Source organism: Candidatus Rubrimentiphilum sp. (genome assembly GCA_035710515.1).
GTDB lineage: Bacteria > Vulcanimicrobiota > Vulcanimicrobiia > Vulcanimicrobiales > Vulcanimicrobiaceae > Rubrimentiphilum.
The window spans coordinates 93,954-118,438 of the sequence record DASTDE010000003.1 but is presented as its reverse complement, the minus strand read 5'-3'; the positions used below and the strand labels follow the sequence as shown (position 1 = coordinate 118,438).

29 protein-coding genes and 4 tRNA genes are annotated in these 24,485 nt (G+C 60.7%); 23 read left to right on the top strand and 10 right to left on the bottom strand.

Annotation, left to right across the window (positions count from 1 at the left end; all coding sequences use genetic code 11):
* Positions 1–7: 7 nt before the first annotated feature.
* From VFO29_07940 to VFO29_07920, 5 genes are read left to right on the top strand one after another with little or no spacing between them, the layout of a single operon-like run.
* The gene (locus VFO29_07940) at positions 8–754 is read left to right on the top strand and encodes a YebC/PmpR family DNA-binding transcriptional regulator (protein ID HET9393426.1); all 747 of its coding nucleotides are present in this window, start codon (positions 8–10) and stop codon (positions 752–754) included.
* The gene (locus tag VFO29_07935; GenBank protein HET9393425.1) at positions 751–1,776 is read left to right on the top strand and encodes a PASTA domain-containing protein; all 1,026 of its coding nucleotides are present in this window, start codon (positions 751–753) and stop codon (positions 1,774–1,776) included. The genes VFO29_07940 and VFO29_07935 overlap by 4 nt, the downstream gene beginning before the upstream one ends.
* Positions 1,766–2,437: a ribulose-phosphate 3-epimerase gene (gene rpe / locus VFO29_07930; protein HET9393424.1), complete on the top strand. Its 672-nt coding sequence runs from the start codon at positions 1,766–1,768 to the stop codon at positions 2,435–2,437. Before VFO29_07935 ends, rpe begins: the two co-directional genes overlap by 11 nt.
* Positions 2,434–3,324 carry a thiamine-monophosphate kinase gene (locus tag VFO29_07925; protein HET9393423.1) on the top strand — a complete coding sequence of 297 codons (891 nt, stop codon included), beginning with the start codon at positions 2,434–2,436 and terminating at the stop codon, positions 3,322–3,324. Before rpe ends, VFO29_07925 begins: the two co-directional genes overlap by 4 nt.
* A gap of 33 nt (positions 3,325–3,357) precedes the next feature.
* On the top strand, positions 3,358–3,861 hold the full coding sequence (locus VFO29_07920; protein ID HET9393422.1) for a hypothetical protein: 504 nt from the start codon (positions 3,358–3,360) through the stop codon (positions 3,859–3,861).
* 13 nt (positions 3,862–3,874) lie between these two features.
* Here the strand turns inward: VFO29_07920 and rpmB are convergent, their stop codons facing one another.
* Complete coding sequence (rpmB, locus tag VFO29_07915; GenBank protein HET9393421.1) at positions 3,875–4,066, bottom strand: 50S ribosomal protein L28; 192 nt, start codon at positions 4,064–4,066, stop codon at positions 3,875–3,877.
* Between the two features lie 111 nt (positions 4,067–4,177).
* Here rpmB and VFO29_07910 point away from each other — a divergent pair, with 111 nt between their 5' ends.
* The 13 genes from VFO29_07910 (at position 4,178) to VFO29_07850 (ending at position 15,889) form a co-directional block, all read left to right on the top strand.
* Entirely contained in the window at positions 4,178–5,764 is a 1,587-nt protein-coding gene (locus VFO29_07910) for a DAK2 domain-containing protein (protein ID HET9393420.1), read from the top strand.
* Positions 5,757–6,770 carry a phosphate acyltransferase PlsX gene (gene plsX, locus VFO29_07905; protein ID HET9393419.1) on the top strand — a complete coding sequence of 338 codons (1,014 nt, stop codon included), beginning with the start codon at positions 5,757–5,759 and terminating at the stop codon, positions 6,768–6,770. The genes VFO29_07910 and plsX overlap by 8 nt, the downstream gene beginning before the upstream one ends.
* Before the next feature lie 8 nt (positions 6,771–6,778).
* Entirely contained in the window at positions 6,779–7,627 is an 849-nt protein-coding gene (locus VFO29_07900) for a DegV family protein (GenBank protein ID HET9393418.1), read from the top strand.
* Positions 7,624–8,817 carry a radical SAM family heme chaperone HemW gene (gene hemW / locus VFO29_07895; protein ID HET9393417.1) on the top strand — a complete coding sequence of 398 codons (1,194 nt, stop codon included), beginning with the start codon at positions 7,624–7,626 and terminating at the stop codon, positions 8,815–8,817. The genes VFO29_07900 and hemW overlap by 4 nt, the downstream gene beginning before the upstream one ends.
* Positions 8,790–9,890 carry a PIN domain-containing protein gene (locus VFO29_07890; GenBank protein ID HET9393416.1) on the top strand — a complete coding sequence of 367 codons (1,101 nt, stop codon included), beginning with the start codon at positions 8,790–8,792 and terminating at the stop codon, positions 9,888–9,890. The genes hemW and VFO29_07890 overlap by 28 nt, the downstream gene beginning before the upstream one ends.
* Positions 9,890–10,597 carry a 2-C-methyl-D-erythritol 4-phosphate cytidylyltransferase gene (gene ispD, locus VFO29_07885; GenBank protein HET9393415.1) on the top strand — a complete coding sequence of 236 codons (708 nt, stop codon included), beginning with the start codon at positions 9,890–9,892 and terminating at the stop codon, positions 10,595–10,597. Before VFO29_07890 ends, ispD begins: the two co-directional genes overlap by 1 nt.
* On the top strand, positions 10,597–11,067 hold the full coding sequence (ispF, locus tag VFO29_07880) for a 2-C-methyl-D-erythritol 2,4-cyclodiphosphate synthase (GenBank protein ID HET9393414.1): 471 nt from the start codon (positions 10,597–10,599) through the stop codon (positions 11,065–11,067). Before ispD ends, ispF begins: the two co-directional genes overlap by 1 nt.
* On the top strand, positions 11,068–11,616 hold the full coding sequence (locus VFO29_07875; GenBank protein ID HET9393413.1) for a hypothetical protein: 549 nt from the start codon (positions 11,068–11,070) through the stop codon (positions 11,614–11,616).
* Positions 11,609–12,187, top strand: coding sequence for a serine O-acetyltransferase (cysE, locus tag VFO29_07870; GenBank protein HET9393412.1), 579 nt, complete (start codon positions 11,609–11,611; stop codon positions 12,185–12,187). The genes VFO29_07875 and cysE overlap by 8 nt, the downstream gene beginning before the upstream one ends.
* 1 nt (position 12,188) lies before the next feature.
* A complete protein-coding gene (cysS, locus tag VFO29_07865) occupies positions 12,189–13,601 on the top strand; it encodes a cysteine--tRNA ligase (protein HET9393411.1) in 1,413 nt (470 codons plus the stop codon).
* A complete protein-coding gene (rlmB, locus tag VFO29_07860) occupies positions 13,586–14,347 on the top strand; it encodes a 23S rRNA (guanosine(2251)-2'-O)-methyltransferase RlmB (GenBank protein HET9393410.1) in 762 nt (253 codons plus the stop codon). The genes cysS and rlmB overlap by 16 nt, the downstream gene beginning before the upstream one ends.
* A gap of 132 nt (positions 14,348–14,479) precedes the next feature.
* On the top strand, positions 14,480–15,121 hold the full coding sequence (gene sigH / locus VFO29_07855; GenBank protein ID HET9393409.1) for an RNA polymerase sporulation sigma factor SigH: 642 nt from the start codon (positions 14,480–14,482) through the stop codon (positions 15,119–15,121).
* Between the two features lie 105 nt (positions 15,122–15,226).
* Positions 15,227–15,889, top strand: coding sequence for a hypothetical protein (locus VFO29_07850; protein HET9393408.1), 663 nt, complete (start codon positions 15,227–15,229; stop codon positions 15,887–15,889).
* A gap of 4 nt (positions 15,890–15,893) precedes the next feature.
* On the opposite strand, the gene VFO29_07845 is transcribed toward VFO29_07850, so the two are convergent.
* From VFO29_07845 to VFO29_07835, 3 genes are all read right to left on the bottom strand, one after another.
* Positions 15,894–16,256 (bottom strand): VOC family protein, encoded by a 363-nt coding sequence (locus tag VFO29_07845; GenBank protein HET9393407.1) that lies wholly within the window; start codon positions 16,254–16,256, stop codon positions 15,894–15,896.
* A complete protein-coding gene (locus VFO29_07840; protein HET9393406.1) occupies positions 16,253–16,585 on the bottom strand; it encodes a hypothetical protein in 333 nt (110 codons plus the stop codon). Before VFO29_07840 ends, VFO29_07845 begins: the two co-directional genes overlap by 4 nt.
* Positions 16,586–16,598: 13 nt before the next feature.
* A tRNA-Thr gene (locus tag VFO29_07835) sits at positions 16,599–16,687 on the bottom strand.
* A gap of 655 nt (positions 16,688–17,342) precedes the next feature.
* Here VFO29_07835 and VFO29_07830 point away from each other — a divergent pair.
* Complete coding sequence (locus VFO29_07830) at positions 17,343–17,891, top strand: GNAT family N-acetyltransferase (protein ID HET9393405.1); 549 nt, start codon at positions 17,343–17,345, stop codon at positions 17,889–17,891.
* On the opposite strand, the gene VFO29_07825 is transcribed toward VFO29_07830, so the two are convergent.
* Together VFO29_07825 and VFO29_07820 are read right to left on the bottom strand one after the other, a co-directional pair.
* The gene (locus tag VFO29_07825; GenBank protein HET9393404.1) at positions 17,888–18,463 is read right to left on the bottom strand and encodes a Rieske 2Fe-2S domain-containing protein; all 576 of its coding nucleotides are present in this window, start codon (positions 18,461–18,463) and stop codon (positions 17,888–17,890) included. The two genes, VFO29_07830 and VFO29_07825, sit on opposite strands and share 4 nt — an antisense overlap.
* Positions 18,464–18,627: 164 nt before the next feature.
* Positions 18,628–19,803, bottom strand: a complete 1,176-nt coding sequence (locus VFO29_07820; protein ID HET9393403.1) for a hypothetical protein — start codon at positions 19,801–19,803, stop codon at positions 18,628–18,630.
* 164 nt (positions 19,804–19,967) lie between these two features.
* Between VFO29_07820 and VFO29_07815 the strand changes: the two genes are divergently transcribed.
* Positions 19,968–20,055 (top strand) — tRNA-Tyr (locus tag VFO29_07815).
* A gap of 5 nt (positions 20,056–20,060) precedes the next feature.
* Positions 20,061–20,134 (top strand) — tRNA-Gly (locus tag VFO29_07810).
* A gap of 288 nt (positions 20,135–20,422) precedes the next feature.
* Here the strand turns inward: VFO29_07810 and VFO29_07805 are convergent.
* On the bottom strand, positions 20,423–20,935 hold the full coding sequence (locus tag VFO29_07805) for a hypothetical protein (GenBank protein ID HET9393402.1): 513 nt from the start codon (positions 20,933–20,935) through the stop codon (positions 20,423–20,425).
* 114 nt (positions 20,936–21,049) lie between these two features.
* Here VFO29_07805 and VFO29_07800 point away from each other — a divergent pair.
* Together VFO29_07800 and VFO29_07795 are read left to right on the top strand one after the other, a co-directional pair.
* Positions 21,050–21,124 (top strand) — tRNA-Thr (locus VFO29_07800).
* Between the two features lie 79 nt (positions 21,125–21,203).
* Positions 21,204–21,968 carry a class I SAM-dependent methyltransferase gene (locus tag VFO29_07795; GenBank protein HET9393401.1) on the top strand — a complete coding sequence of 255 codons (765 nt, stop codon included), beginning with the start codon at positions 21,204–21,206 and terminating at the stop codon, positions 21,966–21,968.
* On the opposite strand, the gene VFO29_07790 is transcribed toward VFO29_07795, so the two are convergent.
* From VFO29_07790 to VFO29_07780, 3 genes are read right to left on the bottom strand one after another with little or no spacing between them, the layout of a single operon-like run.
* The gene (locus VFO29_07790; protein HET9393400.1) at positions 21,954–23,132 is read right to left on the bottom strand and encodes an MFS transporter; all 1,179 of its coding nucleotides are present in this window, start codon (positions 23,130–23,132) and stop codon (positions 21,954–21,956) included. The genes VFO29_07795 and VFO29_07790 overlap by 15 nt on opposite strands.
* On the bottom strand, positions 23,129–23,566 hold the full coding sequence (locus tag VFO29_07785) for a chromate resistance protein ChrB domain-containing protein (GenBank protein HET9393399.1): 438 nt from the start codon (positions 23,564–23,566) through the stop codon (positions 23,129–23,131). The genes VFO29_07790 and VFO29_07785 overlap by 4 nt, the downstream gene beginning before the upstream one ends.
* 7 nt (positions 23,567–23,573) lie before the next feature.
* Positions 23,574–24,413 (bottom strand): DUF1259 domain-containing protein, encoded by an 840-nt coding sequence (locus VFO29_07780; GenBank protein ID HET9393398.1) that lies wholly within the window; start codon positions 24,411–24,413, stop codon positions 23,574–23,576.
* Positions 24,414–24,485 lie beyond the last annotated feature (72 nt).

The following is a 24,485-nucleotide window of genomic DNA, read 5'->3' as shown; positions in this document are numbered from 1 at the left end:
GAGCCTCATGTCTGGGCATTCCAAGTGGCACAATATCAAGTTGCGCAAGGGCAAGGCCGACGCGCAGCGCGGCGCGCTCTTTACCAAACTCAGTAAGGAGATTATCCTAGCCGCCAAATCGGGCTCGCCGGATCCCGAGGCAAATTACCGCCTGAAGATGGCGGTAGAAAAAGCGCGTGAGAACAACATGCCGCAAGATAACATCAAGCGAGCGATCGCGCATGCAAGCGGAGCCGGGAGCGAAAAAGACATCCACGAAATTCGCTACGAAGGCTATGGCCCGCACGGCGTAGCGGTAGTGGCGGACGTTGCGACGGACAACCGCAACCGCACGGCCGGCGAACTGCGGTTTCTTTTCAGCAAACAAGGCGGGACGCTCGGCGAAACGGGAAGCGTTGCGTGGATGTTCGATCCGGCCGGCGTCATCGTGGCGAGTCCGCAAGGGCGATCGGAAGATGCGCTAACGGAAGCTGCCTTGGTTGACGGTGTCATCGACCTGGAATACGGCGAGCCTACGGAAATCTATACAGATCCTTCGAAACTCGCGCAAGCGCGCGATGCACTGCAGAGAGGCGGCGTCAAGATTTCCGACGCCTATCTGGGAATGCGCGCCAAGCAAAAGACCGCACTGCGAGATCAGGAACTCGCCGATGCGCTCAACTTTCTCGAAGCGCTCGAGGAGCACGAAGACGTACAGCGCGTGTTTTCAAATCTCGACGTAAGCGAAGCCGCGCTGGAGGCGCTGGCTACGTGAGTACGGATGCGCCGCCGCTGATCGAGCGGTACGTGCCGCGCGATTGGGTATTTCCGCTGGTCTTTGCGGCTTTCGTCGGCGTACTTGTGTGGTTCGGTCATTCGGTCCAAGAGTTTCTGCTGCCCGGACCCAACACCGTGCTGGTGCCGTCGTTTGTCGGGCTGACCGCCAACGACGCGACCAACACGATCGTGCGCATGGGTCTCAAGCCGTCGGTCGCCGGACACGCGGCCAGCAGTCAATATCCTAAAGGCGTGGTGATGAACCAGCAGCCGCAGGCGGGCATGCACGTTCGCGCGGGCCGGCAGATTTCGCTGATCGTCAGCGACGGCGTGAAAGGCAACTTGATGCCCGATCTGCGCTATCAGTCGTTTCGCGACGCCCGCTTAGATCTGTCGCAGGCACATCTCACGTTGGCGAAAGTGCAGTACATTCGCAGCGACGACATTCCGGCAGATCACGTTGTCTCGCAATACCCGGCGCCGTCCGTCGCTGTCGTTGACGGGTCGCAAGTTTCGCTGCTGATCAGCAAAGGCGGATTGACCTCGATCAAAGTGCCGGACTTCAGCGGCATGAACATTGACGATGCGCGCGGCGCCGCGGCTGCGGCGCACGTCAAACTGGGACAAGTCGTTTGGACGCCGCTCGGCCCGGGTGGGCCGCCGCACGGCGTGGTGGTAGCGCAAAAACCCAGCGCCGGTTCGACAATCGGTTCGTACGACGTGGTGTCGCTGGACGTGAGCGCGGGTCCTTATCAATCCGGCTACATCATTCATCAAACGCACGTCTTGGCGGCGGTTCCACAGGCCGAAGCCGGTCAGAACCAGCCCTTGCGCGTACGCTTTTCGGTGAGCGATGCGACGGGTCAGTACGATCTCTACAACGGATACGCGACGCCCGGCCAAAAGTTTGATCTGAACGTAACCACGATCGGGACGTCGGCTGTGTATTTTTTCGTGAACGATACGCTGCTCGGAGAGACGAAGGTCGGCCAAGAGCCGCCCAACACGTATGGCCATTAAGCTCGCGCCGTCGATTCTCTCGGCCGATTTCGGCCGCATCGCCGAGCAGATCGGCGAAGTCGAGCGCAACGGCGCCGCCTACATTCATCTGGACGTTATGGACGGCCGCTTCGTGCCCAACATCACCTGGGGTCCGAAGATTATCGGGGACTTGAGAAAACGCACGAAGTTGGTCTTCGACTGTCACCTGATGATCGTCGAACCGGAGCGATACGTGGATCAGTTCCGCGAAGCGGGCGCCGATATCATCACGTTTCACCTCGAAGCGACCACGCACGCCGAGCGGCTGCTCTCATCGGTACGCGCGATGGGCGCGAAAGCCGGCATTTCGATCTGTCCCCAGACGCCGGTCGGAATGCTGGAGGATCTCGCAGGCGATTTCGACCTGGCGCTCGTCATGAGCGTTAATCCCGGTTTCGGAGGTCAGCGTTTCATTCCACACTCGCTCGAAAAAATTCGGCAGACGCGCGAGTTGCGCGAGCGCTCCGGCGCAAAATTCGAAATCGAAGTTGACGGCGGTATTACACTGGAGAATGCGCGAGCCGTTGCCGGCGCCGGCGCCGACGTGCTGGTCGCCGGTTCGGCGATCTTCGACACGCCGGACTGCGGCCGCACGACGAAACAGTTTGTCGAGCTCCTTGACGGAGCCGCACCTCACTGACTGAGGACGAACTGGTCGAGGCGATCCGGCGCCTCGTCGAACGTCCTGACGATCGGGTTTTCCTCGGCATCGGCGACGACGCCGCGGTGTGGCAGCCGTCCCGTTCGCACCGCAGCATTATCACGAGCGACGCGCTGATCGAAAACGTGCACTTCCGGCGCGAGAACTCCGGCCTTGCTGCGATCGGGCGCCGCGCGATGGCGGTGAATCTAAGCGATATCGCTGCAATGGGCGCGCGTCCGATCCTGGCGACCGTCGCACTCGGCATTCCGGTTGAAACCGCGGAAGCCGACGCTCTGGCGCTTTACCAAGGAATCGCCGAAATGGGCGCCGCGTACGGCTGTACGATCGCGGGAGGCGATCTTTCACGCGCTCCGCTGATTGCGATCGCGATAACGATGGTGGGAGAAGTGCGGCCTTCCAACCTGAAGACTCGCGCGGGCGCGCGGCCGGCGGATGTGATCGCAGTGACGGGTCCGCTGGGAGCCGCGCGCGTCTCCGGTTATACGGCCGTTCCAACGCCGCGCATCGCCGAAGGCCGTTGGCTCGCGGCCAGCCGCAGCGTTCACGCCATGATGGATCTCTCCGACGGCCTTTCCACGGATCTGCCGCGAATGTGCGCGCGATCGAAATGCGGCGCGCTGGTGGACCGCGTCCCTATTGCAGCCGGCGCCGGCGAGTCTGATGCGTTAGGCGGCGGCGAAGACTATGAATTGCTGGCGGCCATAAGTGCTCGCGCCTTTACCTATATAGCGAAGCGGTTTCGGAGACGCTTCGGCCGCGAGCTGGAACGTCTCGGGACGTTTCGTGAAGGGGCCGGAGTCTTTCGAAAAACCGGTCGCGGCGAACAGCCGCTGACGGCGACCGGCTGGGACCACTTTTCATAGATTCTTCAGGATCTCGGGCAAGGTTCAAGTGTCATGAACCGAGCGTCATCGCAAGCATTCGTGCCCTCGCTTCCGAGCGTGAAGATCGGGGCGCCGGCACGCCTCGCGGCCATAACCGTCGCGCTGATTATGGTGCTGGTCGCCTTCGCGGCCCTCATCGACATGGCGGTGGCTGTCAATAAGATGTCCGCCTCGCTGGTGACGGTCAACGATGGGCTGCGGACGCTGCACGCAAAGCTGTCGCATACCAACTCGACGTTGCGTCAGGTGAGCCTGAAATTGACGCTGACGAACGAATTGCTGCACTCAACGAACATGAAAGTGCTTGCGACCAACACGAAACTCGACCTGACGAACACGGAAGCGGTCGCCTCGATTGGTTTGCTCAACAAGATGAGCGCGTCGGTCCGCAAGACGAACGCAAGCCTGCATGCGACGAACGCGAGCCTGGGGCGAATGACCGTGAGCCTGACGGGAATGGAAGGCAACATCCAGGCGATGACCCATAAGATTACGCACGCGAAGTTGCTGTTCTAGGCGCCCTTGCGGGTTAAGCCTTCCGGGTAATCTTCTTCGCGCGCAGGCAGGCCGTGCAAACCCGGGCCGTGCGGTTGGTCCCTCGATCGTTGATGCGGACCGACTGCAGGTTGGGCAGCCAGCGGCGCCTCGTTTTGTTCATCGCGTGGCTGACGTTGTTGCCGGCCATCGGACCCTTGTCGCAGATTTCACAGCGCTTTGCCATAACGTTCCGCATAGTACCATGCCCCCACCGCATTGACAATCCCCATCGCCCCTTCATCAGGCTCAGGACCGGGCTCAGGATGACCGGGTCCGGAGAGAGAAGCGGCGCCCGATGGCGGTTACCACCCTCGACGGCCGGACTTATGCAAGATTCCTCGCCGCCGGGGCGTTCTTCGTTCGAAAGTACCGGCAGGTTCTCAACGATCTGAACGTCTTCCCAGTCCCCGATGGCGATACCGGGACCAACATGTTCCTAACGCTGCGGCAAGCGGCGATCGATGCGGCGAAAGTTCGCAACGCTCCGCTGCACGCTGTAGCGGAAGCCGCCGCACAGGGAAGCCTGATGGGAGCGCGCGGCAACTCCGGCGTCATCATGTCGCAGATGCTTCGAGGCTTCGCGCACCACGTGCGCCATGACACCGGGATCGATGCTGTCGTGCTGGCTGCGGCGATGCGTGAAGCGGTTCACGCTGCGCGTCAGGCGCTCGTGCGTCCGGTCGAAGGCACGATCCTAAGCGTCGCCGGCGCGGCGGCCGGCGCGGCATACACGCTGTCTGCAGAAGATCCCGATCTGAACCGGCTGCTTGAAGGCGTGGTGCGCGCGGCAAACGACGCGCTCGACCGTACGCCCGAACAATTGCCCATATTAAAGGAAGCCGGAGTTGTGGATGCGGGCGGCGCGGGCCTGGTGTATTTCTTGGAAGGCGCGCTTCGCTTCGTGCCCGGGAGCAAGGACCACGCGACGAATTTTCCGCGCCGGCCGGAATCCGGGGCGGTTTTTACGCCGCACCAGATTGTGGGCGAGCGAAAGTTTTGTACGGAGTTCATCCTTGAGGAGTCTCGCTGCTCGCTCGCGGAGCTGCGCGAAGTCTTGGAGCCGCTGGGAGATTCACTGATCGTCGCCGGTGCTGCGAAGACGATCAAAGTTCACGTGCACACCGCCGATCCCCAGGCCGTTACCGAAGTCGCCGCCGCGCGCGGCACCGTGACGCGCACGAAAGTCGACAATATGGAACAGCAGCACAACGTTTTGGTGGTCGAGGCTGCGCCGCCGTACTCGATCGTAGCGGTCGTTCCCGGCGACGGCTTTGCTCGAATCGTGCGCGAGCTCGGCGTAGAAGTTCCGGTCGTGGCGCAGAAAAATCCGAGCGTGCGCGACTTACTGCTCGCCGTCAACAGCGCCATTTCCGCGACGATCTACCTTTTTACGAACGACAAGAATGTTGTGCTGGCAGCTCAAGAAGCTGCCAAGCTGAGCTCGCGCGTCGTGCACATCGTGCCGACGCCGGATGTCATCTCCGGAATCGCGGGCCTTTTTGCGCTCCGGTCGGGGAACGGCCGGCCGGCGGACGTCGCGGAGATCCTTGCCGCGGCCGCGCATTCGCGCAGCGCGCAAGTGTTCTTTGCCGGGAAGGACGCGACTCTCGGTGGAACGACCGTCGCACGCGGGAAACCCGCCGCAGCCAGCGGCGGGAACCTATACGGCGGCACGTCGCTGGCCGATGCGGCAGAGCACGCGCTCGAGGCAATGGGCGCACGAGATGGAGGACTGATCACCGTGTATTATGGCGGCGCGCAAAAGGAGCGCGACGCGCAGCGGCTGGCGCAGGAGTTAAGCGCTTCCTTCCCCGCGGCAGACGTCGAATATTATTTTGGCGGTCAGCGCGACCTCGAGTTCTGGATCTCGCGAGATGAATAACGCGCGCCCGCGGATCATCGTCGACGCGATGGGCGGCGATCACGCCCCGGGAGAGATCGTGGCCGGTGCGCTGTTGGCCGCGGAGCAGGACTACGCCGACATAACGCTTGCCGGAGACGAGGCTCAGATACGGCCGCTTCTGCGAGGCGCGGCAAGCGCACACATTGCCATCGTGCATGCGCCGCAAAACATTCCGATGGACATGCCCGCATCGCAGGCGCTTCGCATCTCCGCGGATACGTCGCTCGGCGTCGCGGTCGAAGCGGTGAAAGAAGGGCGCGCCGATGCAGTGGTTTCTGCCGGCAACAGCGCGGCGTTTTTGGGGATCGCGCTGGTCAAACTCCGTCCGATCGCCGGCGTGGCGCGGCCGGCAATTGCAACGGTGTGGCCGGCGCTCAACGGGCCGATGGTTTTGCTCGACTCCGGAGCTAACGTGGACTGCCGGCCCGAATGGCTCGAACAATTCGGCATCATGGGATCGGCGTATGCGAAAGCGGGGCTGCAGATCGCAAACCCGCGCGTGGCGATTCTCTCGATCGGCGAAGAACGCAGCAAGGGCAACGCGCAAGTGCTCGAGGCTGCGAAACTGCTTGAAAAAGCGCCGATCAATTTCATCGGCAACGTCGAGGGCAAGGATCTTTTCCACAATGCGGCCGACGTGGTCGTCGTAGACGGTTTTGTGGGCAACGTGGTGCTGAAGATGGGTGAGGGACTCATCAGCGATCTGGGCAAGGTCATTCGTGAGACAATTCTCGGCGGAAACTTCGTCACAAAAATCGGCGCCGCTTTAGTTGCACCCGCGCTGCGCGGTCTGCGCCGGAAATTTGATTACGAAGAGTATGGCGGTGCGCCGTTGCTCGGCCTCCGGGGAAACTGCATCGTCACGCACGGACGCGCTTCGCGCAATGCGATCAAAGGCGCCATTCGCGTGGCGGCGGACGAAGTCCGCAACGACGTCGTCGGCCGGATCAGCGAGCTCGTTTCACCGACTCTAACCGAGGTCTAGCACCTCGCATGCCGGTTGCCGTTGTAACCGACAGCACGTCGGATATCGAGCCGCGGCGTGCAAGCGAACTCGGCATTACGGTGGTTCCTCTTTTTGTGATCTGGGGCGATCGCAGCTATCGCGATTACGTCGATCTTAGCCGGCGCGAATTTTACGCGAAGCTGGCCGGCGAGCCCGAGCTGCCCAAAACTTCGCAGCCGACCGCGCGCATGTTTGAAGAAGCCTTTGCGCCTCTGGCCGCGGCGGGCCGCGAGATCGTTTGCGTGGTGATCAGTTCGAAGCTGTCAGGGACGATCAACGCCGCAACCGCAGCGGCGGCCCATTTTCCGGAGGCGCGCATCGTTGTCTTCGACTCGGAGAGCGTTGCCGGCGGTTTGGGAATGCAGGCCCGGGTGGCGAACGATCTGGCTCGGGCCGGCGCGAGCCTCGAAGAGATCGTGGCGGGGCTCGAGCGCGAGAGACGCGTGCAGCGGCTGTATGCCTGCCTTCCGGATCTCTCGCACGTCGTTCGGACCGGCCGGATCGGAAAGGCGCGAGCCGCGATCGGTACGCTGATGAAGATCGTGTCGGTGCTCTCTTTAAAAGATGGTGAAATAGTTGCCGAAGCTCAGGTGAGAACGTTTGCACGCGCGCAAGCAGCGATGATCGAGTTGGCGTTGCGTAACGTCACTGATATTTCAGCCGCCCGCTTTCTGGTGATGCACACGAACGCCAGCGAGCTGGCCGAATCCGTGCGCGCCCGCTTGGAGAGCGCCTTCGGCGGCGTGCGTCCGAAGATGCTCGAGGTCTTGGAGGCCGGACCGGTTATTGCGACGCACGGCGGGCCCGGCGCGGTTGGGGTATTTTCCGCACAGTGACCGGCATTTACGTCCATCTCCCGTTCTGTCCGTACATCTGTCCGTACTGCGATTTTGCAAAGTGGCCGCACAAGCGAAGCCTTGCCGATCGCTACCTGCAAGCGCTGTATTGCGAGATTGAAGGTTTGCCCCTCGTAGAGCGCGCAGAGCGCGCTCCTCGGGGCGCGGAGCCTGTGCTGAGCAATGTCGAAGCGATACCTCAGCATGACAGTGATACCGTGTTCCTTGGTGGCGGAACGCCGAACACGTATGCGGCGGGCGAGATTGCCGAATTGCTCGCCCGAATCGGCGACGTTTTTCCGGGAGAACCCGGGCGCGAAACGACGATCGAGGTAAACCCGGAGTTGGTGAGCGCTGCCGAACTGAACGCGTATGTCGCCGCGGGCGTTACGAGACTTTCGATCGGCGTGCAATCCTTTGTCGCATCCGAGATACGAACGCTTGGCCGGCGCCACGAACCGCGCGACGTCCGAACTGCGGTCGAAGCCGCCCGAGCTGCCGGGGTGCAGAGCGTCAGCCTCGATTTGATCTTCGGCGTTCCGGGCCAGACGCCGCAAAGCTGGCGCGAATCGCTTGAGGCGGCGCTCGCACTGCATCCGGATCACATCTCAACGTACGGCTTGACGGTCGAAACCGGAACTCCGTATGCCGCCTGGCAAGAACGCGAGCCGGGCGCCTTCCCGGATCAGGATGCCGAAGCCGATCTGTACGAGATTGCCATTGACGTACTCGAGCGCGCCGGTTTCGAACATTACGAGATCAGCAACTTCGCGCGTCCCAGCCACCGCTGCGCGCATAACGCGAACTATTGGGCGAACGGGGAGTACGTTGGGCTGGGCGTCGGCGCGGCGTCCTACCGCGACGGCGTACGCTCGACGCACACGCGCGATTTGGAAGCGTATATGTCGGCCGCACTGGAGGGCCGCATGATTCCGCAGGAGTCGGAGCGTTTGGAAGGCGCGCGGCGCGCGGGCGAGGCCGTCATGCTGGCGCTGCGTACGGCGCAGGGGCTCTCGTTTGCAGCCTTCAAAGAGCGTTACGGGTTTGAATTTTTGGAGTACTATGCTCAGATCGTGGAACCGTACCGTACGGCCGGACTGCTTGAGATCGACGCGGCCGGCGCGCGATTGACGCGGCGCGGGCGGTTTGTAGCCAATGACATATGCGCAACTTTTATAACGCTTCCATAGGGCCGAATCTCGCGGCGGCGATCCTGCGGGCGATCTTCGGGATCGTTTTCGGCGTCACCGGTTTCCTGTTGGGACGTGAGGCGTACGTCTATCTCGTCGCACCGCATTTTGCGGACGAGAGGCTGCAGCTCGTTTTTACGATCCTCATCCCGGTGGCCGGCGCGCTGCTCGGCGTCTTGCTCGCGCCGCTCGCTCAGAGTTTTTTCGAAGGAGAGCTCAACTCGATCGAACGGTCGATCGAGCGCCTCGCGCCATACGAACTGGCAGGCGGCGCGATCGGACTCATCGCGGGTCTGGTGATTGCTTTCCTGATCCGCAGCATTCTCTTCGAGTTCATTTCGACTTCGGGCCGCGCCGGCAGCTACGTCGCGATCTTACTCTACATCGTCATCAGCGTTTTCTTTGCTTATCTCGGCGCGCGTGTGGGAGCGCGCAAGATCGTCCCGCTTTCGCTAGCCGTTCCAAGTGCTGCCGGCAACGTGCCGAAGATCATCGACACATCGGTGATCGTCGACGGGCGCATCGTGGAGATATTGCAGGCCGGATTCCTGGAAGGACCCTTCGTTCTGCCGCGTTTCATTTTGCGCGAGCTGCAGGCCGTCGCGGATTCCGCCGATACGCTCAAGCGCACGCGCGGCCGCCGCGGGCTGGATGTGCTCAACCGTCTGCAGGAGCTCGGCTCGCTCGAGATCAGCGAGCGCGACTATGACGGCGTCCGGGAGGCTGACGCAAAACTCGTGCGCTTGGCTCGCGAATTGGGCGGCAAGCTGGTTACCAACGACTACAATCTCAATCGCGTGGCGCACGTCGAGGGCGTTGACGTGTTGAACGTCAACGAATTGGCGAACGCCGTCAAGCCGATCGTGCTTCCCGGAGAAGAACTTCACGTTCAAGTGATTCGCGACGGTAAGGAGCCCAACCAAGGCGTGGGATACTTGGACGACGGAACGATGATCGTCGTGGAAAACGGCCGGCGTTTGATCGGCGAAGCAACCGACGTTGTCGTAACGAGCGTGCTGCAGACCGTAGCGGGGCGTATGATCTTCGCTAAGGCCCGCAAGGAAGCAAACTGATGCGGCGTCCGGCGCGCTGGACGGCGATAGTCGTCGCGGCGGGACGCGGGACGCGCTTCGGGCGGCCGAAACAGTTGCTCGAAATCGCGGGCACGCCCATGCTCGCGTGGTCGATTCGAACGTTTGCAGCGATGCCCGAGATCGAGTCGATCGTCGTGGTCACCGAAAACGAGTGGCTCTCCGAAATTAGTTCGGTTTGCGCGCAGGCGGCCGGAGCGAAGTGCGCTGCAGTAGTGCCCGGCGGCGCGACGCGGCAAGCCAGCGTCTATGAGGGCTTGCGCGCCGTCCCCGCCGGATGCGATGCGGTCCTCGTGCACGACGGCGCGCGCCCGCTCGTGGACGCCGAGACCGTGCGCAACGGCATGCAAGTCATCGGCGACGGTCACGCGGCATTGCTGGCCGTTCCGGTTGTGGACACCGTCAAAGTTGTCGAACCGCATTCGCGCATCGTAAAAGAGACGTCGCCGCGCGAGCGGCTCTGGGCCGCGCAAACGCCGCAGTTCGCGACGCTGCCCGACATGCGCTTGGCGCATGAGACCGCGCATCGCGATAACTTTGCGGCGACCGATGACGCGATGCTGCTGGAACGCATCGGCGTTACCGTGCAGATCGTTGCGGGTGCGCCGGATAATTTTAAAGTGACGCTGCCCGAAGATCTCGCGCGCGCCGAAGACGTGCTGCGCCGCCGCTACGCGGACGCGCGCTGATGCGAGTCGGCTACGGCTTCGACGCACACAGGCTGGCGAAGGGACGCAAACTGATTCTCGGCGGCGTGCAGATTGAAAGCGATTTCGGTGCGCTCGGCCACTCGGATGCCGACGTGCTGGCGCATGCGGTCAGCGATGCGCTGCTGGGCGCAGCCGCGTTGGGCGATCTCGGCGAACGCTACCCGGCCTCCGATGCGCGCTGGAAGGACGCCGATTCTATGGAGCTGCTCGCGCAGTGCGCGGCCGAGGTACAACGCGCCGGCTTTCGCATTGCCAACGTCGACGCGACGATCGTAGTCGAGAGTCCGAAGCTTGCGCCGCATGTCGCGCGCATGCGCGAAAATCTTTCACAGCGGCTGGAACTTCCAGTTGCGCGGGTCAGCGTAAAAGCGAAGAGCAGCGAGGGATTGGGGTACACCGGGGACGGCACCGGTATCGCAGCTTCGGCGGTCGCACTCCTGGAAGAATAGATGTTGGATCGCGAAACGCTCGCCGCGGCGATGCAGCGCTGGGGATTTTTGGAAGATCCCGTGCCACCGGCGGCAACCCGCTGGATCGATACGTTTATTGCCGCTTACGGCGACGATGTGAAGGCGATCGAGGAGGCGCGCCCGATTGTGGCTTCGCTGCGCGCGGAAGCCTGCATGATACCGGCACTCGAGTTGGAGCGGCTGCGTTCGCGTGAAGTGCTGTTTTTCTTGGACTCCGTCGGACAATACGTCGACCAGCAGCCCGAACTTCGGGATTTACCGCTCGATCGCGACTTGCCCGAGATTGCCGAAGAGTTCGGCCTAACCGTGAGTGACGCGTTGCAGTCCGTGCGCATGGCCTTGACGGGGCAGAAGGACGGACCGCCGCTGGAGCTGCTCTTTCCGCTGCTCGGACACGATCGGATTTTGATCCGTTTCGGGGCGGTGAACTCCATGCTGCTGCACGGCCGCGGTTTGCAGCCGATCGCGTATGGACCGGACGGCAAACCCTTCGAGCCGATCCATGGAAGGCGCCCGGGCGATGGCTGATCCGTTTTCGCTTATCGCCTCGGATCTCCGCGCCGCGCTCGATCGCGATCCCGCGGCGCGCGGCCCCTTGGACGTCATTCTCTCGTATCCCGGATTTCACGCAATCGCCGCGCACCGGTTCATTCACGCTCTGCACCGTACCGGGCTGCCGCTGCTGCCGCGCTGGCTGTCGAATGTCAACCGGTTTTTCACCGGCATCGAGATCCATCCGGGCGCCCGGATCGGCCGCGGGTTCTTTATCGATCACGGGATGGGCGTCGTCATCGGCGAGACGGCCGAAGTCGGCGACGGCTGCACGATCTACCAGGGCGTCTCGCTCGGCGGAACGAGCCTCTCGCACGGCAAACGTCACCCGACCTTGGGAAACAACGTGACCGTCGGCGCCAGCGCCGTGCTTTTGGGAGCGATTACAATCGGCGACAACGCAAGAATCGGCGGCGGTTCGGTCGTCATCAGGGACGTGCCGCCTAACGCAACCGCGGTGGGCGTACCGGCGCGCGTCGTGATGAAAGACGGCGTTCCAGTACGCGCGGTGCCCGAAGACGACAGCACGTGGTCGTGGATGATTTAGCGTGAAGCTGTACAACACGCGCACGCGCCGGCTCGAAGAGTTCAAGCCGCTGAAACCTCCGCACGTGCGGATTTACGTCTGTGGCCTGACGCCGTCGGCCGAAGCGCACGTCGGACACGCGCGTTCGTTTCTGTTTTTCGACGTCTTGCGGCGGTATTTGGAACACCTGCGTTACGACGTGACGTACGTGCAAAACGTTACCGACATCGACGATCGCAGCATCGAGCGCGCCAAGACCAGCGGCGAGCATTGGTACGACATCGTCGGCGGGTATTATGCGTCGTTCAAAGAGTCGATGCGCAGGCTCGGTGTGCGTCAACCGGATCACGAACCGTACGCGACCGGATTCGTTCCGCAAATCGTCACGATGATCGGCGAACTCGTGGACAAAGGCTACGCCTATGTTTCCAAAGGCGGCGTGTATTACCGCGTTGCGAAGTTTCCGCGCTACGGCGCGCTCAGCGGACGGAATATCAAGGACTTGGAAGCCGGTGCGCGCGTCGAGGTGGACGAGGACAAAGAAGACCCGCTCGATTTCGCGTTGTGGAAGTTCGCCAAACCCGGCGAGCCCACGTGGCCGTCCCCGTGGGGCGATGGCCGGCCAGGCTGGCACATCGAGTGTTCCGCCATGTCCCGCGCATTGCTCGATCCGCAGGGCGAGGGTTTCGATATTCACGGCGGCGGCGCGGATTTGATCTTCCCGCATCACGAGAACGAGATCGCGCAAAGCGAACCGCTGATGGGACATCCGCCGATGGCGAATTTCTGGGTGCACGGCGGCTTGGTGCAATTCGACAGCCGCAAGATGAGCAAATCGCTCGGCAATTTCGAGCCGCTCGCGGATCTCCTCAACCGCTACGATCCGCAGGCCATTCGGTTGGCGTTCTTACAAACCGGCTACGGCAAGGTCATGAATTTCACGGATGAGTCGATCGGCGCTGCGAACGTTGCGCTCGGCCGCATCAAGGAGTCGTGGCGCGCGGCCGACCGGGGCGAAGGGCGCGACGGCAGCCTGATGCCGCGCATCGAGAGCGCTTTGGATGATGATTTCAACACGTCGCAGGCGCTCTCGGAGATATTCGCCTACATCGGGCATCCGGAAACGGTCAACCGCGCCGAGTTGAGCTACGTTCTGGCGCTGCTCGGCATAAAACCCGACGACTCGTGGCTGGCGGACGTGCCGCGGGCGCTGCGCGCCGATTTCTTGGACCGCTTGCACGACGAACTTGGATCGGAAGTCTCGCTCAACGGCCAGTCGCCTGAAGGCGCCATCGCGCAAGTGATCCGGCTTCGCGCGCGAGCGCGCAGCGAGAAGAATTTTGCCGAGTCGGACCGCTTGCGCGACGCGCTGCTGCGTTGCGGCGTCGAGCTGCGTGACGAACAAGGCGGCGATACGACATGGCAAGCCGTCTAGATCTCGACGACGTCATCTATGGCGTGCACGCGATCGAGGAAGCGCTTATCGCGGGCGAACCGTTACGCCGGCTGCACGTTGCGGGCGAGCGCCGCCGCGATCCGGCTGTTCGAAAAATTCTCGATCTTGCCGCCGAACGCGGCGCGCAGCTGCGTTTCGAAGACCGGCGGTTCTTCGCGCAGTTTCCCTACAAAGCGCATCAGGGCGTCGTCGCGGTCGGTCCGCCGTTTCCGTATGTGAGTTTGGAAGAAGCGCTTGCCAAGCGAAGCCGGCCTGCGCTGTTTGTCGTGCTCGATCACATCACCGATCCGCACAATGCGGGCGCGATCGTTCGCACGGCTGAGTCCGCAGGAGCCGATGCGATCATTCTGCCGGAACGGCGCTCGGCCGGCATTAATGCGACCGTCCGAAAAGCGGCCGCCGGTGCGACGGCGCATATTCCGGTTGCACGCGTCAGCAATATTGCCGAGACGGTACGCAAGCTCAAGAAAGCCGCGATCTGGGTGGCCGGGGCGGATCCGGGAGAGGGAAGTCTGGAGTATTCGCAAGCCGACCTGAGCGGGGACTTGGCGCTGGTCATTGGGGCGGAGGGTCAGGGCCTCTCGCAGGTCGTTCGTAAAGAATGTGATTTTCTGGTGCGCATCCCGATGCTGGGGAAGGTCGCCTCGCTCAATGCCTCAGTGGCGGCGGCCGTCTTGCTGTACGAGGCAGTCCGCCAAAGGCGCTCTCAACCGGACAATCCTTAAGGGCGATTGCCGCGCTTGTCCTTGACGGCGCAAGGAGTACCCTTTTATACTGGGTCGAGATGTGCGGCGCTCGACGGGCTCCGGCCCGCGATTTGCCCACATCGGTTCCAAGGGGTAGAGGCACTTATGGCGATGACCCAACCCGTCTCGGAGGGCCTGGATTACCACGAGCGGGTAGACGAGGACCTGGTCGCTACGGCGAAATCAGGCGACAACCTCGCGATGGAGTTCCTTCTCAACAAATATAAGAACTTCGTTCGCATCAAAGCGAAAAGCTATTTTCTCATCGGCGCAGATCGCGAAGACATCATTCAAGAAGGAATGATCGGTCTGTATAAAGCCGTCCGTGACTTTAAAGCCGACAAACTTTCAAGTTTCCGCGCGTTCGCCGAACTCTGCATCACGCGGCAGATCATTACGGCGATCAAAACCGCGACGCGGCAGAAGCATATTCCGCTGAATCAGTACATCTCGCTGAACAAGCCGATTTACGATGAGGACAGCGAACGTACGCTGCTCGACGTCATGGCGTCGAACAAAACGTCGGATCCTGAAGAGCTGGTTATCAACCAAGAGGTCTCTCAGGATATCAAGGAGCGGATTCAGGAGAATCTCTCCGAGCTCGAGTCGCAGGTCTTGCTGTCGTATCTCGAAGGCAAAAGCTATCAGGAGATGGCTCGTGACCTTGGCCGGCACGTAAAGTCGATCGACAACGCACTGCAGCGCGTCAAACGCAAGATCGAGAAGAACCTTTCGGAGATCGAACTACCGTAAGCCGACTCGCGTAAAACACGAAGGGCGCCTAACCGGCGCCCTTTTGATTTGTCACCCTTAGGAACCGAAGGGTGTGGGGCACGCATCGTTAAAGCCGCGAGAAGCATGACTGCCGCGCTGATCCTTGCAATCGCCACAACCCTTTTTGCGGCCACGACTCCGAAGCCGGCTCCGACCGAGGTCCCTTCCTGTTTGGAGTTTTACAAACATGCGTGCAGCGAAGCAATAGGCAAGTGGCTTCCGGAAATGGACGATTGGTACGGCTTCGAGTTTTTTGATTTGAAGGCGAAGCGCGTCAATTTCACCGATGCATTCATTTATGAAGGCTACAAACCCAAGTGGCGATCCGGACTTTTCGCAGGCTGGGAGCTCGTCCGGCCGCGAGACGGCACGTTCTTTGTTTATGGGAGCGCGGGTCCGCCGAAAGGCGAGCTCGTTTATGACTATGCTCATGAAACGGCGTTTTACGACCAAGGATGTTGCGCTTGGAGAGAGGTTGTGGCCGCCGCCGGAGTGCCGCCGCCTCCTAAGCGCGTGGTTTCCCGGAACCTGACCGCTCTGCACACACTGCGAGGTGTTGCGCTGGGGCAATCCATCGAAGATGTGCTTCGCTTGTACGGTAAGGCTCCGGTGGCTACCGCAAGGCACCATCCGGCGATTCAGAGACTAACGTATTTGCACAACTTTGACAAGGATTGCGGTCAGAGCCAGAATTTTATATTCAAAAACGACCGGCTGATCTACATCGCGCTGATCGACAGTTGCTAGCGGTTTACTTACGCTGGTGTAAGTAGAGGTAGTTTCCTTCGGGATCGATGCACTCTGCCGCGCCACAACTGGGGCCTTCAAATTTGCGGTCTGTAATCTTGCCACCGAGTTGCTCGGCTCGCTCCGCTGCTTGGTTCATGTTGGGAACGCCGAACATGATGCCGTGGCCCTCTTTCCACCCGGCCGACGGATCGTTGGCTAGCGCGAACGTCGAGCCATCGGGCAATTCGTACTCGACCCAGTAGTCGGATTCGACTCCGGTTTTCCAGTCGAAGAGGCCTTCGTAAAACGCGCGAGCGCGCTTCATGTCTTTGACGGTGTAGAATACCACGTCGAACCCGCGCAGCGGAATTTTCTGTTCGCTCATCCGAGGCGCTTCACGATCTCCGAGTAGACCGCCTCTCGGCCTGCGATGGGATCCACTATGAAGGCTTGCGCCTCTTTGCCCTCGATCTTTGGATCGATCACGACGGTAACATGCCGCCGCGCGCAGACGTCCATGCAGCTGGTGTTGATCGCGCGAATCTTGCCCCAGAGCCCGTCAGCTTTGAGCCGGTCTTTGAGCCAATCGCGCAGATGGAAGTCGCCGATCTCGGCCGCTTTGTCCGGATCTTCCTCTGGAATGCGTTCTTTCGTACAGCGTTCGCAGACGAGCACGAGTCCGGAGTCGGACCATTTTGGTTTGATTGGTTGCATATACAAAAAGTTTAGCCGACGGTGGGATTCGAACCCACGGTGCCATTTCTGACACGCCTGATTACAAATCAGGTACCTTAAACCGGACTCGGCCACGTCGGCAACATTAGCGGTAACTGCCGGGAGCATCCGCCGGGTTCCGGCGGACGGGTATGCGGCTGTCTCGCTGGCTTCGACTTCTGCCCTTTGGGGAGCGGCCCTCCAGGGAATGGGTTAGCCCGACCTCCCAAACGATGTGCGCGGCCTTTCCCGCGATTCAATCCGCGGAACGTATTGGTTAAGGAATGGCAGTTTGGGCACAGCAAAGTCAGGTTCGACAGATGGTTATTGCGCCAATCGCCGTCAATGTGCTCAACTTCTATCGGCACGCGGCCAGTGCGCGAATGACGGCGGTTCCAGCCGCATTGCGAGCATTGTTCCCCGAACTTCGAAACGAGATATCTGCGGATCACCTTGTTGGATGAAATCGCGTTATATGTCCCGCTCTCAATCTCAATGGAGCGCAGTCTAAACTGGTAATCGTGCTGACACTTAATGGAGCAATATGTCTTGCGCCCGGGTCCCACCGTTTTTCCACAACCGTTCAGGCAAGGCGGATGGTAGCGCTTATAGCGCGCCGTGGCGCACGAAACCGAGCAGTACTTCGCCTTTGCAGACTTAGAAAAGATTGATGTTCCGCATCCATTCGCGCAGATGCCGCGATATATCTTTGGGTATAATCTGCTCATGTAAACATGTTAGAATACTAGTGTGCCATATGCATGGCGCACTGATTATGTCAAGTGAAAAGACGGAATTATTCGATCTCATTTTAACCGATGGCGACATGATCATTCGGCCGACCAGCGCCGATGACGAAGCGTTATTATTGCAATGGTTGTACGATCCGGAGATCCACCGTTGGTGGGGCGGTAAACCAAAATCGCGCGAAATCGTCACGGGGCTGTTGCACGTATCACACGACGACGACGGCAGCACACTCTGGCCGTTCATTATTCTGCAAGACGACCACCCAATCGGTTTCATCCAAGTTTGGCGCGAAGCAGGCGGCGATGCCGGATTAGACATGTTCCTCACCCCGGAGTTTCGCAGTCGCGGGCTTGGAGCACGCGCGGCACATATGCTGGCGTCGCACTTGCGCGACGCCGGCTGGCCGAGAATAACCGCCGATCCGGCGATCGGCAATGAACCCGCCATTCGCATGTGGCAGAAGGCCGGCTTCGAAAAGACAGGCGAGGTCATTGATATCGGCGACGGCCCATCCGAGCTAATGGCGTTTAGAGGAGAACCGGGCTCCAGTTCTTAGGCTATGTACGAGACCACGATGCGATTCGGAATCGTCGGTTCGTAGCGAATCCATTGACACTCAGCTATTCCATCGCGTTCCCGCACGGGAAGAGGATCGAGCCCACGCGTTGCGGGGCCGGCGACTCGCGCACCGCTATGATCGAACTGTGACCCATGACAAGGGCAGGCAAACCGATTTAGGAATGGCTTCCACTCGTAGTAACAGCCTAGATGCGGACAGATTGGACTAAAGAGCGCAAAACCGATGTTGAAAGCTGAGTACGGCAGCAGTTCCTTTCCATCGCCGTCAAAAAGGTCGGCGCGATCGCGAATAAACTTTTGGGGATCCTTGACCTTGATGCCCCAAACGGATTGTGGAGCTGCGGCCGTCAAATAGGCGTCCTTGCTGTGCATCCGAATGTCGATTTGCACCGGCGTGTCGGTTGCAGCCTGAAGCTGTTTCCACCCGGCGTCATCCATGCCGGTCCAAGTTGGGTGCCCTGGATTAACATCCGGCATTAATGCGGCAGTTGTCGGAATCGCCAGGGTTAGGCCGATCACGCTACCGATAGTGATGGTCGCTTTTCCCATCCATTCTCGACGTGAGAGTTCTTCAGCGGCCCGCGATTGTGCGTCGCTTTTTGACATAACGGCCTCTCCTTGCAGAACGTCCTCAAACGATGGTACCACCGCCGCAATAAAAGAAGAAGGCCCGCATGGGGCGGGCCTTCTTGTCTCGGGAGGAGACGTCCCGATTACCTTACGACGTGCCAGTCGTTGATGACGTACTGTGTGCCGGTCGCTGTTATGGTCAGCACGCCGTCGCCGAAGGCGTTGACGTTGAACGTCGCAACCGTCGAGCCGTTCTTCGTGAGCGTTCCGGAGATGAAGTGCGGATCCGGCGGCAGCAGCGTGCTGCTCGTCGTGACGTTGAGCGTGTCGCCGTTCAGAAGCGTAGCGTTCGTGATCGTGAGATTGGTGAGAACACCCCGCGTGAACGTCGCGGTCACGGGAATGTTAAACGAACCTTTGAGCGTGCCACCCGCGAGCGTAAACTTCGGCGTTGAGATCGGGCACGCGGTGTTCGAAGTTCCAATGTGAATCGAGAGCGCGCCGATCGCGCCGGTAGAGACGCTTCCTGCGTGCGTCGCTTGCCATGTTACCGAGCCGTTGCTGTTGACGGTGCGGTTTCCGTTGGGAAGCAAACCCGTCCAGCCGACGGTTTCGCCCAGCGCGGCGTAGCCTGTCTCGTTGTAACCGGCTTCGTCGGAGCAGAACGTCGTCGTATTGCCCGAAGCGGGCGCCAGGATGAACTCGCCATCCTGATCGATGGTTCGCGCGCCGGCGATATCGAGTTCACCCGTTTGCGAGCGGACGAAGCCGCCGCTCACGATGGGATAGCCGTATTGATCGAACGTGGCGTTCGTGAAACTGACGGCTTCGTTCCGAGTTGCGTACGCGGTCGTCGAATTCAACGCATACATCTTGGATGTGCGCTGCACGGTTTCCGAGTTCGCGCCGGTCGAGGTCCAGATGCGAACCACGTCGCGCGCCAATCCGGTGCAGGCGTTATCGTAGAAGAACTGCGTCTCGGTCGAATTCGGATCGCCGTTGCGATCCGGCGCGTAGAACTCGACGCCGCTATTGCACGTTCCCGAACCCGTGTCGGGAGACGCGCTTTCCGTTCCGATGCCGACCGACTGCAGCGGCGAGCCGGTTGCGTCGTTAAAGTTTGCAAAGTCTTGGACGGGGCTGCCGGCCGCGTCGGCCGTCGCGATCGCGTCTTCAGTCGAAGCCGAAGACAGCGTGCTGTTCCCGCCGCTCCCGGGCGGGGTCATGGCGCCGGTTCCGCCGCCGCCGCCTCCGCCGCCGCATGCGGTGAGGGTTGATGTAAGAAATGCCGCGAGGATGAGGAGATTGCGTGTTTTCATTGCGGTACTCCAGAGAGATAGCGTGCTTTATCCCGTTATAGCCCGCGGAGGTTCCCTTCATCATTAGGCGCGCTTTAGCGAAACCATGGAAATGGATTAGAATGTTGAGGAGGCGGGCACAGGACTCGCTGCGGACCGCAGCGTACCCTGGTGCGCCTGTATATGGGTAGGTGGCCGAGTGGTTAAAGGCAACAGACTGTAAATCTGTCCAGCTAACGCTGTACGCTGGTTCGAATCCAGCCCTGCCCACCAGTTTCGCGGGCGTTGCATAGTGGTAGTGCGTCTGCCTTCCAAGCAGACAGCGCGGGTTCGATTCCCGCCGCCCGCTCCAAAACCGGTCACAATCCGGAAATTAGACGGCCACACTTCTGTGGCATAAACCCGGCCATGGATATCACCTGGAAGCCGAGCTGCCCTCGTCCGAACGAGACGCGTGCAGAATTGCCAGCGAGCGCCTTTGCTTTTCCGGAGGAGCGCAAAGAGCCGCTAACCGACGCGAAACACGTCTGCAGCGCAATCGCGCGTTTTTCACAAGTGGATGGCGTGACCGACGACGAGCGCACCCAGGCCTTTGGAAATATCAAGGCAGCGGCGCAGTACTATGGAATTGCGCTGCAGGCTAAGGGCTGGCGTGACCTAGTTGCTTTGCGCGATGACACAGCGAGTGAGAAGTCTTGGTCCAACCGAATCCGGTGAGCTGCTCGTGCTGGCGTTCGAGCGTCACACCATCTTTCCAGCGCGTGTAGCGTTCACGCGTCCCAAATGACCCGCCCGGGAAATTCGCGGAACCTTCAAAGACGAGCTGATCGTTTTTCCAGTCGGGCGAGCTTGTCACCTCAAGCAGGCCGCTCGAGCCCATGCTCGTCGCCCACCATTTTCCATTGACTTGGTCGTAGCGATAGTATTCGATGAATTCGCCCACGGCTTGCGCCGGCGGATTCACCCACGTGTTCTCCAGGACGAGCCACGCGTTGTTGAGCACAGGGTGGTACAGCAGGAACGTTTTTGAACCGGCGTCGGTCGTGCACTCCCAGGACCCGGCGAAGTAATCGAACGGTGAGGCAAGGCCACGGCCCTGCGCGACGAGCAGAAACACCGCGGCGGTAAGTATTGTCGTAATTGTGTTTCGCATTTGTGGCGCTTCGAGGGTCCGAGTGCCTTCCCTATGCAGAACGTCGCGATATCTCTTAGAGCCAGGTAGGGGCTCCGGCGGGCTGCGGAGTATCGGCCCGGTGCAGCTGGAAATGCCGTCGTAGCTTAGTGGTAAAGCACGTCATTGGTAATGACGAGAGCGTGGGTTCAATCCCCACCGACGGCTCCATCTCTTAGTTTCTCCGATCACGCAGGATAGCAAGCCCCGGCTGGCTGAGGTACGCTGTCCGGATATTGGAGCCGGCCGTATGAAGACCGCCGAGATTTCATTTGTCCCGCTAGTCCGCAGTGCGGATTTAGACGATGCGATAAAGTACGACCATCGCGGTCTTACCTACGAAGATTTTCGCGTTCGCGCGAAAGACGACGAGCTTGCGCCCAATGAAAAGATCGGCTTCCTCAACAATAGCCGGGCGGAAGCGGAAGCCGCAATTTTTGCGGACATCGTAAAAAAACTGCCGCCCTTAGCGCAGAGCGAACGCACCATTATAGACATTGGCTCCGGCTGCGGGCCGCTGGCCGAAAAGATGATCGCGCAGTCCGAGAAAAACGATCACCACTTAGTCATGGTCGACTCCGCCGAAATGCTGGCGCTCTTGCCGCCGTCCTCCAACGTCGAAAAGCGGCCGCAGCGTTTTCCGCGCGACCGCTCGTTTCTTTCAGAGTTCCGTCAAACGGCCGACGCCGTCTTGGTGTACAGCGTCGTGCAGCACGAGCTGCTGGACGGCGACCTGTGGGGAATGTTCGACAGCATCTGCGACCTGCTTCGCGACGGCGGCTACGCCCTAATCGGCGACATCCCGAACCGGTCGATGCGCATGCGCGCGTCCAAGCAGCCCGACACGCAGCGGCGCCTGCGAGATCGCCTATTCCCCACGCAGTTCGACGACTCGGTGATCTTCTCGCTGCTCATGCGCGCACGAAATCAGGGGATCGACAGCTACCTGCTGCCGCAACCCGCCGGCCTGCCGTTTCATATGCGGCGCGAAGATATTCTGTTACACCGGCCTTGATCGGATCCGCGCGTTGCGCAACAGCGACGCGCTGAAGTAGACCGTTCCCGCCGCCGCCAAGACCGCAGCGCCAAAAAACGTTGCTTGCGGGGAAATGCGCCAGAGCGCACCGCCGGCAAAGGACGCCGGGAAGACAGCAAGCCCGCGTGCGAGATAGTAGGCTCCGACATCGACGCTTTGCCGGTCAGTGCGAGCAAGATCTACGATCAGCGACTTACGGGCCGGTTCTCCGATTTCGCGTAATCCCATCAAGAAGAACGCGACGATAAGCAGCCACGGCGAAGCGGCGAGTCCGAGCACTAAGGGGAAAAGCGCAAAAAATGCATAGGTCAGTGCGATCCAGATTCCCCGCCCGTACCGGTCGGCAATTCGTGCGACCGGAATGTAGAGGAAGAGTGAGGTGAGCATGGCGATTGCCACGAGCCAACCGAACATTGATGGAGGTTCGCGAACAACGCCGATGACGTAGATAACGATGAACACCTCGCCGATGCCTTGACCGAAACGTACAAGGATGTCCGCGAAGAGCAGTTGTTTGAGCCTTCGATCGAGATGTGTGAGTTCTTGAAATAGCCTAGCCAAGGCCGGCGGTTGAGGCGGCATGAGGCGATAGCGCATCTGCAGTAGCACTGCGCAAATTCCCACGGCTGCTCCGGCGAAAAGTAGAATGCGCATCCCGTGCGCGAGCCCGATCGCGGTCAGCACGATTCCGCCTATTACCGGAGCGACGGCGAGCGGAATCCGGCGCACGATGGATTGATAGGCAAAGCCGAGACTGCGCTCGCCGGAGGGCATTGCATCGGCAATCATTGAGAACGTCGCCGGCAGCGAGAAGCTGCGCCACGACATTATCAGCGGCAAGGCAAGAAGAAGCACCCACCATCGCGTGGCAACCGCGAAAACGACATAGCCCGCAACCGCCAGTAGGTTGAAGGCCGTGAGCGCACGGCGGTACCCCGCGGTCGCAGCGAAGACGCCACCGGGCAGTTGGTAGACGGCATCCAAGAAATCCGAGAGGGCGCCATATGCGGCGATTCCCGCTATAGGCGCCCCCAGCGATCGCAAATAGACCGGCACGAAACGCCACCACGACTCCTCCGCTGTGGCGATAAGAAAGACCGCCAGCAGCAGTATCGTGAGGTCGCGATGAAGGCGGAGTTTCAATTCACCGTTGAGCGGCAGTACTCGTAAAGTGCATCGTACATCGGGAACTGTGCCTCTAACGACGCGTGATCGTCGGCCAGAACCTGCGGAACGAGCGCCTGAAAGCCGGAGGCGATTGCATACAAGCCGGCCGATTCGGGCGTCAGCTGTCGATCGGACGTATCGGCTCCGCGAACGATCGGCGCCATCTGTGCTAACGCGGGATCGCGAAGGTCGTACTTCCTGATGACTGCATCGAAAGAGCAGTATGGGCCGGAATGTCCGAGTTCCACGTCCTCCACGTCGAACGGCATGGCGCCTTCGCGGCTCGCCACGTCCTGAACTTCGTTGGGCGGCACGAACAAAAATTCAGCATGTGGATCCACGAACCGCCGAATGAGCCAAGGACACGCAATTCGATCGACCTTGGCGCGCTCGCGAGTAACAAACTTCATAGGGACCTCATGTCTTTACGTTGGCGTGCGATAGCGCTTGTGCGAGCGCGGTGGCGAGGCGCGAGGGCGGACCTACTGCCCAGAAGTGCATGTAATACAGGTGAGGCGCGTCTTCGAGCATGTGGTGATGCAGCGCCGTTATCTGTATACCATTCGCGAGCAAGGCGTTTTCGACAGCGGGTACCTCGCTGCCGAGTAGAACGAAATCACCGGTGGTTGCCACATTTCCGCCGCCCGCGTCCTCAAAGTTTATTGCGGTCGCGACACCTGCAGCCGGCGGCACCGTGGTCCCGTTCATGCTAATCGTTTCCATTCGCGGAATGCTAAAAGAAAGAACGCTGCCCGAGATCTTGCCTTTCCGGCCAAGTCCGGATTCGATCGCGTCTTGAAATGCGAGCACCTTCGGTACGGACGCAGCAACAGGGCCGAGCGGCGTCTTCGAAAGTGCCAGCGCCGCTCGCAGTGCTTTCGCGATGGTACCTGCATCGCCGCTGACCATGAAATGCATGTACATCACGTGCGGGCTTTCGCCGCGCAGATGGTTGTGCAGCGCGGTAATCTGAAACCCCGACTGCTCCAGGGCTTGCATCACCGGCTGAATTTCGCTCTCGACAAGCACCAAATCGCCGACCGCGAGCACACCCTGGTCTCGCCCGATGAACGCGGCATATCCGCCGAGCGCAAAGCCCGGCAAGAGCGTCGTCGAACCGATTTTGACGTGCAGGTCGCTTCGCGGAAACGAAACCCGGTAGACGCCGCCGTCCATCGTCTGTCCCGAACGCCCTAGGGCGCCGCTAATGGCGGCTGTGTCCAAGGTGGGCGAGGCGGCGGCGAGAGCGGCGGGCAAGCAAAGAGCAATAAGTACGAGAGCAACTCTTTTGTGCATGGGGCCTCCAATCAGAGCGGTTCTACTTATTCG